This window comes from Pseudomonas saponiphila (genome assembly GCF_900105185.1).
In the GTDB taxonomy this organism is placed as follows: domain Bacteria; phylum Pseudomonadota; class Gammaproteobacteria; order Pseudomonadales; family Pseudomonadaceae; genus Aquipseudomonas; species Aquipseudomonas saponiphila.
This window is the reverse complement of record NZ_FNTJ01000004.1, coordinates 46164-59505: the sequence shown is the minus strand read 5'-3', so window position 1 is coordinate 59505 and position 13342 is coordinate 46164. Positions and strand designations below refer to the sequence as shown.

At 58.4% G+C, this 13342-nt stretch carries 17 protein-coding genes and 2 pseudogenes; 13 read left to right on the top strand and 6 right to left on the bottom strand.

Features of this window, described 5'->3' with window-relative positions; all coding sequences use genetic code 11:
- Positions 1–50 precede the first annotated feature (50 nt).
- The 5 genes from BLV47_RS35145 to BLV47_RS35125 form a co-directional block, all read right to left on the bottom strand.
- A complete protein-coding gene (locus tag BLV47_RS35145; RefSeq protein WP_092321038.1) occupies positions 51–1865 on the bottom strand; it encodes a VirB4 family type IV secretion/conjugal transfer ATPase in 1815 nt (604 codons plus the stop codon).
- On the bottom strand, positions 1865–2335 hold the full coding sequence (locus BLV47_RS35140; protein WP_092321037.1) for a hypothetical protein: 471 nt from the start codon (positions 2333–2335) through the stop codon (positions 1865–1867). The genes BLV47_RS35145 and BLV47_RS35140 overlap by 1 nt, the downstream gene beginning before the upstream one ends.
- A 370-nt stretch (positions 2336–2705) precedes the next feature.
- A complete protein-coding gene (locus BLV47_RS35135; protein ID WP_092321010.1) occupies positions 2706–2996 on the bottom strand; it encodes a VirB3 family type IV secretion system protein in 291 nt (96 codons plus the stop codon).
- 75 nt (positions 2997–3071) lie between these two features.
- Positions 3072–3371, bottom strand: coding sequence for a TrbC/VirB2 family protein (locus BLV47_RS35130; protein ID WP_092321009.1), 300 nt, complete (start codon positions 3369–3371; stop codon positions 3072–3074).
- Between the two features lie 175 nt (positions 3372–3546).
- Complete coding sequence (locus BLV47_RS35125; protein ID WP_092321008.1) at positions 3547–4212, bottom strand: lytic transglycosylase domain-containing protein; 666 nt, start codon at positions 4210–4212, stop codon at positions 3547–3549.
- Between the two features lie 273 nt (positions 4213–4485).
- On the opposite strand from BLV47_RS35125, the gene istA reads away from it, so the two are divergent.
- Complete coding sequence (gene istA / locus BLV47_RS35120; protein ID WP_062838241.1) at positions 4486–6171, top strand: IS21 family transposase; 1686 nt, start codon at positions 4486–4488, stop codon at positions 6169–6171.
- Positions 6059–6808, top strand: a complete 750-nt coding sequence (gene istB / locus BLV47_RS35115) for an IS21-like element IS1474 family helper ATPase IstB (RefSeq protein ID WP_062838242.1) — start codon at positions 6059–6061, stop codon at positions 6806–6808. The genes istA and istB overlap by 113 nt, the downstream gene beginning before the upstream one ends.
- Positions 6809–6886: 78 nt before the next feature.
- On the opposite strand, the gene BLV47_RS35110 is transcribed toward istB, so the two are convergent.
- Positions 6887–7066 (bottom strand): hypothetical protein, encoded by a 180-nt coding sequence (locus BLV47_RS35110; RefSeq protein ID WP_092321036.1) that lies wholly within the window; start codon positions 7064–7066, stop codon positions 6887–6889.
- Between the two features lie 44 nt (positions 7067–7110).
- Here BLV47_RS35110 and BLV47_RS35105 point away from each other — a divergent pair, with 44 nt between their 5' ends.
- From BLV47_RS35105 to BLV47_RS35060, 11 genes and pseudogenes are all read left to right on the top strand, one after another.
- Positions 7111–7383: an H-NS histone family protein gene (locus BLV47_RS35105; RefSeq protein WP_123809516.1), complete on the top strand. Its 273-nt coding sequence runs from the start codon at positions 7111–7113 to the stop codon at positions 7381–7383.
- A gap of 3 nt (positions 7384–7386) precedes the next feature.
- The gene (locus tag BLV47_RS35100) at positions 7387–7803 is read left to right on the top strand and encodes a hypothetical protein (protein ID WP_092321035.1); all 417 of its coding nucleotides are present in this window, start codon (positions 7387–7389) and stop codon (positions 7801–7803) included.
- 4 nt (positions 7804–7807) lie between these two features.
- Entirely contained in the window at positions 7808–8119 is a 312-nt protein-coding gene (locus tag BLV47_RS35095; protein WP_092321034.1) for a TrbM/KikA/MpfK family conjugal transfer protein, read from the top strand.
- A 10-nt stretch (positions 8120–8129) separates the two neighbouring features.
- Complete coding sequence (locus tag BLV47_RS35090; protein WP_092321033.1) at positions 8130–8471, top strand: hypothetical protein; 342 nt, start codon at positions 8130–8132, stop codon at positions 8469–8471.
- Between the two features lie 635 nt (positions 8472–9106).
- Positions 9107–9475: a hypothetical protein gene (locus BLV47_RS35085; protein WP_092321032.1), complete on the top strand. Its 369-nt coding sequence runs from the start codon at positions 9107–9109 to the stop codon at positions 9473–9475.
- On the top strand, positions 9475–9822 hold the full coding sequence (locus BLV47_RS35080; RefSeq protein WP_233462764.1) for a theronine dehydrogenase: 348 nt from the start codon (positions 9475–9477) through the stop codon (positions 9820–9822). Before BLV47_RS35085 ends, BLV47_RS35080 begins: the two co-directional genes overlap by 1 nt.
- A gap of 3 nt (positions 9823–9825) precedes the next feature.
- On the top strand, positions 9826–10914 hold the full coding sequence (locus BLV47_RS35075) for a DNA cytosine methyltransferase (protein ID WP_092321031.1): 1089 nt from the start codon (positions 9826–9828) through the stop codon (positions 10912–10914).
- A gap of 10 nt (positions 10915–10924) precedes the next feature.
- A complete protein-coding gene (locus BLV47_RS35070; protein ID WP_049289301.1) occupies positions 10925–11185 on the top strand; it encodes a hypothetical protein in 261 nt (86 codons plus the stop codon).
- A gap of 486 nt (positions 11186–11671) precedes the next feature.
- Positions 11672–12436, top strand: a pseudogene (locus BLV47_RS37235) (PAS domain-containing protein); the annotation flags it as partial.
- 87 nt (positions 12437–12523) lie between these two features.
- Positions 12524–12982 carry a methyl-accepting chemotaxis protein gene (locus BLV47_RS37230; protein WP_255260238.1) on the top strand — a complete coding sequence of 153 codons (459 nt, stop codon included), beginning with the start codon at positions 12524–12526 and terminating at the stop codon, positions 12980–12982.
- 20 nt (positions 12983–13002) lie between these two features.
- Positions 13003–13261 (top strand): annotated as a pseudogene (locus BLV47_RS35060) (Tn3 family transposase); the annotation flags it as partial.
- Positions 13262–13342 lie beyond the last annotated feature (81 nt).

Below are 13342 nucleotides of genomic sequence, written 5' to 3'. Positions count from 1 at the left end.
GGCGCATCACGTCTTGGGTGTTCACAGTGGCGAAAACGTACTTTTCCATGTCAGTTGCTCCTGTTTTGTTGCTTGGGTAAAACCGCTTCCCAATACTTCGGCAGCCACGCCTCTGGCTTGGCGTTTGGATTGGCGGCAAGGATGCTTTCCAGGCGGTCCGCATTGTCCGGGGTGCCCGAGAGGATGCTGATCGCCTTCTCCATCCCGCGCAGATCCATGGTGGCAATGGCCGATTGACTGCCCTGCTTGACCAAGAACTGACGGCTGAACTCAGGAATGTTAAGCAGCGCCTGATATTCCGCCTCGGTCAGTTTCAACCCCTTCATGTAGTCCACTGGGTCAGCTTCCGGGTTTTCCAGCAGGATCTTGGTGACGCACTGCTGCATGATCGTTTTGCCGATCCGGCTTTCCAGGGCGTCGTTTGGTTCCTGCGTGGAAAAGACGTAGATCGCGTCCTTTTTCCGGTCGGTCTTCAAACCGCGCTTCACTTCCACATCCATGTAGGGGTCGTCCAGATACTGGGCGAATTCGTCAAATACCTGAATCACCCGGCAGCTACCATCGATGGCCAGGCGAACCCGATAAAACAGGTACATCAGCAACGGCGTGCGAGCTTGGGGGGCCGGCTGATCCGGGGCCACGATAAAGTCGGTCAGGTCGAAGCCGAACACCTTGTGCGTGTCGAAGGTCAAGGCGTCGGACGGGTTATCGAACAACCACCCATGTTCTCCACCTCGGCACCAGGGCTTGAGCATTTCAGCCAGCGACAATTTCTGCTGGTTATTGACCCGCGCCGCCGCAGGGATCTGGCGCCAGATCGCATAAAACGAACGCAGCTCCTTGGCGACCAGGCCACTGACCATCACATGGTCGACGGCCTTGCCGATGAGTTCCACGTCGGTCTGTTCAATCGGGCCGCCGTTCGTGGTTTCCGCGCAGATCCTGATCAGACGCTTGACCATGGCAACGTTGGCGGTAGTCGGCTCGATTTGTGCCGGCTGCCAGCCCGTCGATTCACCCTCGCGCAGCACGGTATAGCGCCCTTCCAAGGACGTCACCAGCGGCATCATGCCCCGGTCTTTGTCGTAACAGATCACCCGTGGCTCGAACTTGCTGGACTGAGTAATCAATGCATTGAGCAGGGTCGTCTTACCGGCGCCGGTCTGGCCCAGGATAAGGGTGTGGCCTGGCGGGCGCTTGCCAAACGACTGTTCTTCCATCGGCGACACGTGCCAGTTGAAGAACAGCGGCGTACCTGCCGTGGTCTTGAACAACGTGACCGCTGGTCCCCATGGGTTGTTGTTCGCCTTGCCAGTCATGAAACCGTGAAACGGCGAGAAACACAGGAAGTTCCAGCTATTCACTGGGACCGGGCGGGGAACAAACGCATGGTTGGCCGGCAGCATGGCGTAAAAGGCAGCCTCGGATGCGAGGCCAACCGAGTCAGCCTTGATACCGCAGTCGGTCATCATGCCCTTGGCCTTGCGAGCCAGTTTCTGTACGCCTTTCGATGTGTTTGCCCAAACGTGGATGGTCGCATGATGGAAACCCATGACGAACCGCCGCGAGGTCACATCGTCCTCGGCGTCTTCCAACTGCCGGATCTGCGACTTGCCCTTGTCCTTTGTTTCCAGCATCGATTTCTGCTGGTTAGACAGGAATGACTGAGCAGCCCCCAGGGACATGCAGCAATAGGATTGGGTCAGCACGTATTCAAAATCTGCTTCCATCAGCAGATTGAGCTGGCCAGGCTCCGTCTCATCGTCGTAATCGACGATCTCAACACCTGCCATGTAATCCACGCCATCGAAGCGGCGGCGCTGGATTATGTCGCCCCAAATAGAGGAAACGGGCCGGCTTTCCATCAAATATGTGCGTATCTGTGAGCGCCAGACGGGGTACTGGCTGCCAATAGCCGTTGATGAGGAACGAGAGCCATTCCAGGGCAGTAGAAAATGCCCGAAGGCTGCCGGCGCTTTCTTGCGCAGGAACTGCCGGCGCCGGCGCGCTCGCCACCGTATCGGCCAACCAGGTCGTCAGGATCGATATCGAAGGCATCAGCCTCAAGCCCGGTTTCATCAGCCAGCCAGGAATCATCGTCCTGATCCTGGGCAATGTGATTTCGCCGGCGGCTGTTGCGATAGTAGACGCCCAGTCGCTCAATACCGTAAGGCTTGAGCGTGTGCATGATGCGGCTGCTGATCTCTTCCAAGGCGCTCAACGCCTCGTTACGCATGTCTACCAACTCCTCGCGGGTAGGGCGCTCCATCTTGGAAAAGACCTTTTGCGCCAGATCACCAACAGGGTTGTAAACCACCGTGGAGGTAGAGATCATTCCACCATCAGCGGCTTGGACTGGAAGCTCTTGCGGTAGCTGTCGTCAAAGTGTTGGGCGAACGCCAGGTTCCACTCCGTTTCCGGGTAGTCGTTGACCTCGGCGGTGATGCTGATGGGTCCAGTATTTGACGTGCTCGGTGCTGATCTGCCTGAACATGGTGTTCAGGTCGCGGTGCCAGCGGATCAGGTCGAGATCCGAGGCGCAGTCATGCGTGCGCCCGCGCAGTTTTGAACATCGTCAGCAGCTCACCGTTTTCCGTGCTGATTACGTGGTCGGTGATGTGATGCTGATACGGTAGGAATTTTTTGAAGGCTGGTTCCTTCGTGAATTTTTTTACGCTCTTTACATCACGGGCTGTTTACGGCCATTAGTCTTTATCTCCGTAGTCCCTGGGCGAGTAGCTAGACCCACCCCACAAGTTCGTAAATGACGATTCAGACCTGTTCACAATCTTGGTTTTCCAAGCCAGGTAGAGAATCCGAAAAGCTCGGTCATCGTGCTTGGTGATGCACCATTCGATGACAAACAGGAATACGAACACCCCAATGGCCCACAGGTGGATGAACTGGAACAACGCGCCGCAGAACATGAAGGTGACTAGCAACACAGTTCGAGGCACACCAGCTAAGGTCGGCAACCGAGTTGCCCCTTTGAACAAGGGGAACCGTCCTTGTGAGAAATTCAATTCGATAACCTCCCAAGGGCGGGACCAAAAGGCCCCGCCCTTCTGGTATTAGCCGAAGAAGAAACTGACGATGTAACTGGCAGAGCCAGCACCGATCATTGCCAGGGCGCCACGGGTAGCGAAGTCAGCGCGAACAACGTGCGCCCACCAGAGGATGCACAGCACCGCCAGTACCACGGCGCAGGCAAGCGGAATCCACGTATCGAGCCAGGTTTTCATCGAGTTCAGCGAAGAGTTCGCCGTATCAACCCCCGCTGCTTGGGCCAGACTCGACCCGAAGATACACAGCAGAACCATGCAGACCATGCCCAGTTTCTTGCCGTTTACACCAACATTCAGTTTGTCCATATTTCACTCCGTTACTGGTAAATCAAAGTCCGTTAATAGAAGCTCACACCGTTCGATGCTTAGCTTTTCCCTCAGCCACTCGGCCAACAGTCGAAGATCAGCCCACGTTCTAACCTCCCCTGTATCCTTTACACGCAACGAACAGCACACCGTTTGCCCGTCGTCGCTAATGACTTCAAAGAGTGGAAGCCATTTCTTTTCTTCCAACCTCTGAATCCATGTCCGTATTAATTTCTTCTTGCTGCTCATGTCCTCTAATTGTTTTTGCTGGATGAGAAAGACCTTCATTTGGCGCTCCGTCATGTTGCCGCGCCATCACCTCGAAACCGTCTTGAGTGCTGTTGGCAAATCCGTCCGGGGTTGAATCATCGAACCCACCAGACCGACCTAACCTTGCGTTTTCAGCGGGTAGCGCGTTCTCCTGCTCAACGCTACTCCCCACCTGGCCGCCTTCACTCTCCACTCCATCGACGCGCAGCGCAGGCACTTTCAATGTGTTATTGGCTTGAGCCACAGCCAGAATCTTTCCCACATATCCGTTCGTGAAACCGTCCCGCTGATTGCCGGTGTTGTAGCAACTAAGGGCATGGCGTAATGCAGCCTGCCCCTCCTGATTAGTCGCTACAGCGGCCCGGTAGCAGTCCGACAAGATTCGGTCCAGGGCGGCCAGATTCTTACACGGCTCAAGCATGTCCACAGCAGAAACCCCTAACGCTGCCAAGTTCCCCGACCAGATTTGCCCATAGCCGGTATCGAAACTGGCGCCTTCGCGAGCAAGCTTTTCGACTACTGCCTTCGCGTCCTCGAAGGTTTCTGTCTTTGGCTGCTTACTCCAGGGCACGCCGTTTACATGGACTGCAAATGGGTTATTTCTCGACTCATGGCTAACTGCGGATTTCGGAGCACCGTGACCGGCCGTTTCGGTTGATCGTGACCGGTCATTTCGCTAACGCGTGACCGCTCATTTCGGTAGCAACGTGACCGATTTTCCGCCTGTTCCGAAACAGGTGGTCACGGCTTACCGAAATCGCCGGTCACGACTTAGCGAAAGCCTTCCCCTTCGTTGCGCATGACCTGATGCGCCGCCATCCTCGACCGATTTCGGGAGAGGAAGATGGCGGCGCCGCGAGTAGCCATGCGAAACATCAAAGAATGTCTGCGCCTCAAGTTTGAGGCCGGCTTGTCCCACGAGAAGATTGCCCGTGCCTTGCAGCTGTCCAAGGGCGTGGTTAGCAAGTACATCGCGGCGGCGCGGGTGGCCGGGCTGGACTGGCCGGCGCTGGTGGCCATGGACGAGGCCGCGCTGGCGGCCGCCTTGTTTGCACCGACGTCGACGAACAAGCCGCGCGGTGAGCGAGTGCTGCCCGATGTGCTGAGCATCCACCGCGAGTTGCGACGCAAGGGCGTGACCTTGCAGCTGCTGTGGGAGGAATATCTCGCCGCGCATGCGGGCCAGCCGACCTACCGCTACACCCAGTTCGTCGAGCACTACCGGCGCTACGCCCAGACGCTCAAACGTTCGATGCGTCAGCTGCACCGTGCGGGCGAGAAGCTATTCATCGACTATGCCGGGCCGACGCTGCCGGTGGTCGACCCGGCCACCGGCGAAGTGCGCCGGGCGCACATCTTCGTCGCCGCCCTGGGCGCCTCGAATTACACCTATGCCTGCGCGACGCCAGGCGAAACCCAGGTGGACTGGCTGACCTCGCTGGGCCAGGCTCTGACCTACTTTGGCGGCGTGCCGGAAATGGTTGTGCCGGACAATCCGCGCGCCCTGGTCGCCCAGCCGGATCGCTACGAGCCGGGCCTGAACCGGGCCACGCTGGAGTGCGCGCGTCATTACCAGACGGTGATCCTGCCGGCACGGCCACGCAAGCCTCAGGACAAGGCCAAGGCCGAGGTGGCGGTGCAGGTGGTCGAGCGCTGGATCATGGCGCGGCTGCGCCATCGGCAGTTCTTCAGCCTGCATGCGCTTAACCAGGCCATCGCCGAGCTGCTGGAGGATCTGAATCGGCGCCCGTTCAAGCGGCTCGATGGCTGCCGGCGCGACTGGTTCGAGCGCCTGGATCGCCCGGCCTTGCGAGCGCTGCCGGTGCATCCCTACGAGGTCGCCACCTTCAAGCGCTGCAAGGTCAGCATCGACTACCACATCGAGGTCAATGGCAGCTTCTACAGCGTGCCCTCCGCCCTGGCCCGGCAGAACGTGGACGTGCGACTGACGGCACACACCCTGGAAGTGCTGCATGGCAACCGGCGGGTGGCCAGCCACCTGCTGCTGGGGCGACGCGGCGCTTACAGTACCCAGCGCGAGCACATGCCCGCGGCGCACCAGGCGCATCGCGAATGGACGCCACAACGCCTGCTCGACTGGGGCGCGCGGATCGGCCCCTACACGCGCCAACTGATCGATCACCAACTGACCCACAAGCCGCACCCGGAGATGGGCTACCGCGCCTGCCTCGGCCTGCTCTCGCTGGCCCGGCGCTATGGCAATGCACGCCTGGAAGCCGCTGCCGAACGTGCCGTACACCTGCGCGCCTTCACCGGGCGCAGCGTGCGCAACCTGCTCCAGCAAGGCCTGGATCAACAGCCGCTGCCCCAGCGTGCCGCCGAAACGACCTTACCCGGCGACCACGAGAACGTCCGTGGCGCCGACTACTACCAACCCCCGCAACAGGAGCTGTTCGATGATGCCGCAACACACCCTGAATCAACTGCACCAGCTACGCCTGGACGGCATGGCCCGCGCCCTGGAAGAGCAATGGACGCTGCCGGCCAGCCACAGCCTGAGCTTCGATGAACGCCTCGGCCTACTGCTCGACCGCGAACTGGCCTGGCGTGACAACCAGCGCCTGGTACGGCTGCGCAAGAAGGCCAAGCTCAAGTACGCCAACGCCTGCCTGGAAGATCTCGACCGCCGCACCGGACGCGCCCTGGACGAGCGTCTGATCGCCACCCTGGCCAGTGGCGACTGGATCCGCCAGCAGCACAACCTGCTGCTGACCGGCCCGACCGGTGCCGGCAAAACCTGGCTGGCCTGCGCCCTGGGCAACCAGGCCTGCCGCCAGGGCTATAGCACCCTGTACCTGCGCACCCCGCGCCTGCTGGAACAACTGCGCATCGCTCATGGCGACGGCAGCTTCGGCCGTACCCTGCAACAGCTGGCAAAGGTCGACGTCCTGGTGCTGGACGACTGGGCGCTAGCCCCGCTGGAGGAAGGAGCCCGGCATGACCTGCTGGAGGTGATCGACGACCGCGCTGGCAGCCGCTCCACCATCCTGACGAGCCAACTGCCCATCGAGCACTGGCACGGCTGGATCAACGACCCGACCCTGGCCGATGCCATCCTCGACCGCCTGGTGCACAACGCCTACCGACTGACGATGAAAGGCGAGTCGCTGCGCCGAAAAAAAGCCGAGGAACAAGCCGCATCGTGACCGATGCGATTACAATCCAGAACCCGCGCAACCGGGGTGGAAGCACCGGTCACGTATTAGCGAAACGCTCGGTCACGTTCACCGAAATCCGCAGCTAACCAAATAACCGACCGTCTCAGGCGCCACGTTCGGCGCACATTGCTTTGCCAAAGCCATGACACTCATCGACAATTTACCGTTCGCATTGGCCAGCAATGGATTACCGGCGGCGACGAGCGCAAGGGCAATGACAGCGGTGAGGGGTTGATGGTTGGCCATTCCGTTTGTCCTTGAAATTGCAATTTCAGTGAGTAACCGCTATTATGAGGGCAGTTGAGAACATGTCAAGCGAATGCGACGACAAAGATGCCGACAAGAGCAAATCAGCGGGGAAATCGAAATCCGTGCCCACGACACGCGAACTGGAATTCGTTCCATTGGGAGAAAGACCACCGCGAGGCCAGGCCAGATACAGAGATCCAGGCAACCCGTTTCATACGTGGAGCGGCAGGGGTAAGCGCCCCGCTTGGTTGAAGGAGTATCTGGACGCCGGCAGACAGCTCGCGGAATTCGAGATACAGGAAAAGGAGGACTGAAATATGGGCGAAGTTGTTGAGCTGCCCGCAGGCAGAAAGCGGAACCGCCAGGTGCAGAAGATCCGCACTGTGGCCACAAAGGATCGAGCAGCGAACGGTGAGCAACCGTCGTTCTTGGCAAAGGCTGCCTCGGGCGCTAAACGCTTCGCCATCGATGCTTTGCGTATCACCACCGGCAACCTGTTCGGCCTCGCAGGCAGGCTGCTTTGGCTTGTGCGCCGCCCCATCAGCCTAGTGCTGACGTTCGGCGCCGTGTCGATGCTAGTGGTGTTCGTGATCCAGGCCGCCAATGGCTGGCCTGATCCAAAGCTGGTTGTGCTGTCCATAGTCGGTTTGATCGCCTTCCTTGCCGCCTCGGGCGGCTACGACCGCCTGGCCCGCGCATTTTTCCACATCGAGCACAGACTAAAAGGAGAGTAGTCATATGAAACGATCAACGGTCGTCGTTGCCTTCTTGGCCAGCCTGGCACTGGTAGGCACCGCAGAAGCCCGTGACCCGTGCAAGACCATGATGTGCATGGCAGGCAAAGCAGGCCTCAAGGGCGGCTCGCTGGCAGACAGCGATTGCAGTGGGGCGATATCCGACTTCTTCTCAATCGTCGTCAAGAAGAAGGGCAAATTCAAAGCCGAGGCCACAGCCCGGGCCAGGGAAGAGTTCTTGAACTCCTGCCCAGGCTCGGACAAAAACCAAGGCACCATCAGCCCGATCATTTCAATGTTCGGCAAGACACGTTAAGGAAATCTCTATGGGAAACAGGACTCGCACGTTCACCAAACTACTGCCGGCATTGCTGCTGGCCAGCGTTGGCCTAACTGGCTGCGCCACGTCGAAACAGGTGGATCAGACCAACGAGCAGCTTCACCAAGTCAATCAAGGTCTGGTCAACATTTCGGCCCAGCTCGCCGCCCTGGAAGCGAAGGCAAACCGCCCTGCCCCAGCTCCTGCCCGTGGCTGCCTGCTGGGCGGTCAGATCTACTCACCAGGCGCAGTAGTCGCGGGTCGGATTTGCGAAGACACACGCGGCATTCGCATCAGCGACCAACCCCCCGTGTACGGCTGGGGCCTGCACACCAACCCACGGCGATAAGCCTCCGCAAAAGCCCGCGTAAGCGGGCTTTTTCTTGCCCGTGCGAAACCTTGACCACGGCTTTCCTACTTCGCACCTGGCCTGCCAGGCGCTGCGCGCTCCGCTTGCCCTCCGGCCTGTCGGCCTGCGCGGCGGCCTGCTGGCCACCTTGCCGCCCCTGCGCGTCCTGGGTGTGCTCATCACCCTCCGGCTGGCCGCTATCAGCCCTATTCGCCTACCCTCCGCTGGGCCTATGCCGTCAAGGGGCTTTCGCGGCATATGCTCACTCCCTTCGGTCGCTCCGCTATTCCACGGTCCCCATGACGGCGGCCCAGCTCCGGGTAGTCGGGGCTTACCGCGACCAACCGAAGGCTGACGAGCAGATCCACCGGGGGAGATTCACGCTCCAGGGCAAAAGCGAGGCTGCACCCGCTTCGCGGGCGCGCTTGATGTTTACCTCCCGCTCCCACCTCGGCATCTAAGCAGCTCCGAAAAGCGCGCCGCGTCAAGTCAATTATTCGTCAAAGAATGTTTTACCAACAGTTGACGAAGGCGCCGCGATTTGAGATACTAACCACGTCGAAGCAATACCGCCTCGACACCCCGGAAACCAGCGGCGGCAACCGCTCCGGGGAATCTGCGAAGGAGATACACCAATGAGCGCTTACGTTGTCGATCGTTTCCACATTTCGGCCATCCTCATGTTCACCTGCATCGGCAGGCCAGGCCGCGAAGCCCGCGAGATCCTTGAGGCTCAGGGCCAGCAATTGCTGGATGAAAACGTGCGTTCCGTGCGGGTCCGCTACCCCCGCGAAAACACCCCCGACAAGCTGTTCCTGCTGGACACCGACGTGCGCCGGCTCTCGGCCCTGGAAGTGCTCAAGCTGATCGAATGCCTGGAGCACCAGTCGAGCGAGGCCAGCGACTACTACTCGACCCCTGCGTTTCGCACCCTGCACGCCATTCGCCAGTCGGCACAGCGCAAGCTTCCCGGTTGGGATCAGGCCAAGTGGGATTACGCCTGATGGCTCCCGCCAGCCAGCACGTAGCGCCCATGTGGCGCTACTCCCTTCGGTGGTGCCTGCCGCACCAGCCCTGCCCTGGCGACTTTGAATTGCTGGTGATCGAGGCCCCAGCGGGGACGCGGATGCCGGAAGAAATGCACCTGGCATGGAAGCGCCGCCCCGAGGGTTACGGTGTTTGCCTGGACTTCCCACAGTCCCGCGCCGTCAAGCGCTGGAGTGCCGAAGCCAAAGGCCGGGTACGCAAGCAGAAGATGGCCAAGCGCATCGAGAAGGCCGCGCCGCTGTTCGCAGACGAGTTGATCGCCCGCGAGCTGGAGCAGCGCCCCGACTACTTCAAGGGGGAGTGAACCATGCTCAGCACGCAGATCCGCCCAGCACAGCCTGGGCTGTTCACCGGCCAGGCCCTGGGCGTTGACGACTTCGAGCTAAGCCAGATCGCCGCCGAGTTCAGCGCCATGAACTCGGGCGAGCTGGAGCACCACTTGTTCGACGCGCCCAGGCCGTCCGAGATCGTGCGCCTGGCCGACAAGGTGGCCCGCCACACCCGGTCACATGGCTGGCTTGACCAGGCCGCCGCCCATGCCCGAATTGCCGAGTGGAAGCGCCACGCCTTCGCCCAGGGCGAAGGGCGGGCCAATGCCGACAAGGTAGTGCTGTCGCTGTTCGACCACACCGGGCAGTGGTCGCAGCCGTGGGAGGATGCCGGCTACCAGGTCCTGCGCTTCGACATACAGGACAACCCCGTTACCGGCGACGTAAACGAGTTCGGCGCCGGCTTCTTCGGTGACTGGTTTGGTGACTTCGACGGCTTGGATATCTACGCCATCCTCGCCGCGTGCCCGTGCACCGAATTCGCCACCAGTGGCGCCCGACACTTCGCAGCCAAAGATGCAGACGGGCGCACGGTTGCCGCCGTGCAGCTCGTTCACCAGACATTGCGCACCATTGAATATTTCCGGCCTGCCGTATGGGCCATCGAGAACCCGGTAGGCCGGATCGAGAAGTTGGGCGGTCTACCGCCGTGGCGCCTGGCCTTCGACCCGCACCACCTGGGCGACCCGTACACGAAGAAAACCCTGCTTTGGGGCCGCTTCAATGCAAACCTGCCCATTGCCCCGGTCGAGGCTTCGGACGGCTCGAAGATGCACCGCAAATTCGGCGGTAACCGCCTCGCTACCAAGAACGCCCGCAGCGCAACCCCGGAAGGGTTTTCCTACGGCTTCTTCATGGCCAACAACGCCCAGGACAACCCGGCGCTGGCCATGGCCTACAAGTACGACCGACTCGACGCCGGCCTGCTACGCGCCGCGCTCGATGCTAATGTGAGCGCCCGCGAGATCGACGAGCTGGTGGCGGATGCTTACTACATGGACATGGACGATAGCGCTGCCGAGTCAGCGCTACGCCAAGCGATCTCTACACAGAACCCACCTACATAGGACTGCCGTTATGCCGAAACCGATGCGCCCAAATATGACCCTGCGCGAGCAGGAGGATGCAGCCAAGATCCAGTGTTACGACTGGAACGCCCAGCACAAAGTAAGCGTCACCGTGACTTATGAAGAGTTGCTTGGCTCGGGCGAGACGATCCAGACCAAAACCTGTGGCCGTGCATTCGTCATGTGCTGCCAGGCGGTCATCATGGTGGAGGATGTTTCGGGCGCGGTGTCCCTGGACCACTGCACCGTTGTCGCAGAGAAAGCCGCGTAGACACCGGCAAATGGCTGTGCAGTAAACGGTCGTTTGCTGCACACATCAAAAAAAGCGCCCAGGGGCGTTTTTTTTGGGGCAAAACTGTAAACTTTCCCGTAAACTTTTCTATGTGAACATTAGGTGTTCGGAAACAACCCCTCCCAAACGACACGGAGTAGTTGATATGGCAGAAAAGCTATCACTCGATACCAGCCTAATTTGGGGACGATAGAGAAAACGGACAAAATCGTACGCTAAGCGTGCGGCCTGTCAGGTTGAGGCCCTAGAGGTTGCAGGCGAGTCGTCAGAAAATGCTGGAATCGGCCCTATTCTGACACTGCCCAAGGTTCCGGCCTGACGCCCAGTTAGGGCATAGCTCAATATGACACATGGCTGCAAATCGCTAATTTACCAACTATAAAGAGCTATGCTCTCAAGAAGCGGTTGCGCTAACCGATACAGTATAAATTAGGCCCCAAGTATTATTTTATTTGCGCAAAGGTAATGATTATGTTTTTCAATAAAAACAAACAACTGCTGGACACAGAAAATAAGCTCTCAGAACTACAGTGGCAGCTTGATTCAATAAATCGAAATGTCGCGGAAATCAGATTCAGGCCAGACGGGAGCGTAATCTATGCGAGCAATATCTTTCTAGAGATGCTTGGTTACAAACTCGAAGAAATAGCAGGGCAGCACCACAGAATTTTCTGCGAAAAGAATTATGCTAGCACAGCTGATTATTCGCGCTTCTGGCAGAAATTGGCTGACGGCCATCCTCAATCAGGTTTATTTAGGCGGCTGCGCAAAGACGGTAACTTAATATTGATTGAGGCTACTTATATTCCAGTTCAAAATCAAGATGGAAAAGTTATTGAAATCATTAAGATTGGCTCAGATGTCACTCAGAGAGAAAACGAGTTACTCTCACTAAGAGCCGTCCATGCAGCCATCTCCCGCTCGATGGCGGAGATCGAGTTCACACCTAACGGTGACATTCTGCATGCAAATGAGAATTTCCTCCGTGCTATGGGTTATCGCCTCAGCGATATCAAGGGTCGACACCACCGAATGTTCTGTTTCGATAATTTTTATCAAGAAAATACAAATTTTTGGCAGAGTTTAAAGGGAGGAACTTTTCTCAGCGGGCAATTTGAGCGCAAGACCGCATCGGGAGAGACCATCTATCTTGAGGCCACCTACAACCCCGTCGTTGATGAAGCCGGCCAGGTTGTGAAAGTGTTAAAATTTGCCACCGACGTCAGCTCGCAGAAGCATAAGGCTGATGAAATCCGTCAAGCCGCAGAGCTTTCCTTCACCACCGCCGAGGAGACATCTCAAATTTCCGTGCGGGGCATGGAGTCCCTTGCTAGTTCAATTGAATTATCTCAGAGCACACTTAATTTAATAAACGGTGCGGTTATTTTGATTACACAGCTAAATGCTCAGGCTAAAGATATCGAGAAAATTGTTACCACCATCCAAGGCGTGGCAGAACAAACTAACTTACTAGCACTTAACGCCGCAATTGAAGCTGCCCGAGCGGGTGAAATGGGCCGAGGCTTTGCTGTAGTAGCCGACGAGGTTCGTCAGTTGGCAGCTCGAACTAGCAGTGCCACCGTGGAAATCCAGAATGTGGTAACTGCTAACGGAAAGCTTACTCAGCAACTGAATATAGATATGAACAGCATCGCTAGAAGCGCCGAAGAAAACAACGATCAGATCGCAACTGTAACAACTATTATGCGTGAAATCAGTGACGGTGCAGACCATGTTGCCCGTACCGTATCGACGTTGTTCAAAGACAATAGCTAGTGTCCAGTTTTAGGCAAAATCAGGATCGGAACTTCGAGCCGCAGCGCTACAGAGCCAGAAGCCCAAACTTGGTGACGGCCATCGTGCTATGGAACACGATGTATCTGGAGCGCATCACTTGGGGCTGGTCGAGGCAAGTCGGTGGACGGCGAGCTGCTGCAATACCTGTTGCCGCTGGGCTGGGAGCACATCAACCTGACTGGCGATTACGTCTGGCGGCAGAGCCGCAGGCTGGAGGTCGGGAAGTTCAGGCCGCTACGATTGCCCGGAAAACCTTAGCGTACGATTTTTTCCGAATTCAGCGGGCACCCCTAATTTGGCGTCTAGTCGGCCTAGCTCTAGTGGAGCTGGGTGGCGGCG

Bases quoted from the DNA above. Each gene is read 5' to 3' on its own strand.
- BLV47_RS37230 (WP_255260238.1), top strand. From the start codon at position 12,524: ATGGAGTCCCTTGCTAGTTCAATTGAATTATCTCAGAGCACACTTAAT.
- BLV47_RS35110 (WP_092321036.1), bottom strand. From the start codon at position 7,066: ATGGCCAACCATCAACCCCTCACCGCTGTCATTGCCCTTGCGCTCGTC.
- BLV47_RS35090 (WP_092321033.1), top strand. From the start codon at position 8,130: ATGGGAAACAGGACTCGCACGTTCACCAAACTACTGCCGGCATTGCTG.
- BLV47_RS35075 (WP_092321031.1), top strand. From the start codon at position 9,826: ATGCTCAGCACGCAGATCCGCCCAGCACAGCCTGGGCTGTTCACCGGC.
- istA (WP_062838241.1), top strand. From the start codon at position 4,486: ATGGCGGCGCCGCGAGTAGCCATGCGAAACATCAAAGAATGTCTGCGC.
- BLV47_RS35080 (WP_233462764.1), top strand. From the start codon at position 9,475: ATGGCTCCCGCCAGCCAGCACGTAGCGCCCATGTGGCGCTACTCCCTT.
- BLV47_RS35105 (WP_123809516.1), top strand. From the start codon at position 7,111: ATGAGGGCAGTTGAGAACATGTCAAGCGAATGCGACGACAAAGATGCC.
- BLV47_RS35100 (WP_092321035.1), top strand. From the start codon at position 7,387: ATGGGCGAAGTTGTTGAGCTGCCCGCAGGCAGAAAGCGGAACCGCCAG.
- BLV47_RS35095 (WP_092321034.1), top strand. From the start codon at position 7,808: ATGAAACGATCAACGGTCGTCGTTGCCTTCTTGGCCAGCCTGGCACTG.
- BLV47_RS35140 (WP_092321037.1), bottom strand. From the start codon at position 2,335: ATGATCTCTACCTCCACGGTGGTTTACAACCCTGTTGGTGATCTGGCG.
- BLV47_RS35070 (WP_049289301.1), top strand. From the start codon at position 10,925: ATGCCGAAACCGATGCGCCCAAATATGACCCTGCGCGAGCAGGAGGAT.
- BLV47_RS35145 (WP_092321038.1), bottom strand. From the start codon at position 1,865: ATGGAAAGCCGGCCCGTTTCCTCTATTTGGGGCGACATAATCCAGCGC.
- BLV47_RS35130 (WP_092321009.1), bottom strand. From the start codon at position 3,371: ATGGACAAACTGAATGTTGGTGTAAACGGCAAGAAACTGGGCATGGTC.
- BLV47_RS35085 (WP_092321032.1), top strand. From the start codon at position 9,107: ATGAGCGCTTACGTTGTCGATCGTTTCCACATTTCGGCCATCCTCATG.
- istB (WP_062838242.1), top strand. From the start codon at position 6,059: ATGATGCCGCAACACACCCTGAATCAACTGCACCAGCTACGCCTGGAC.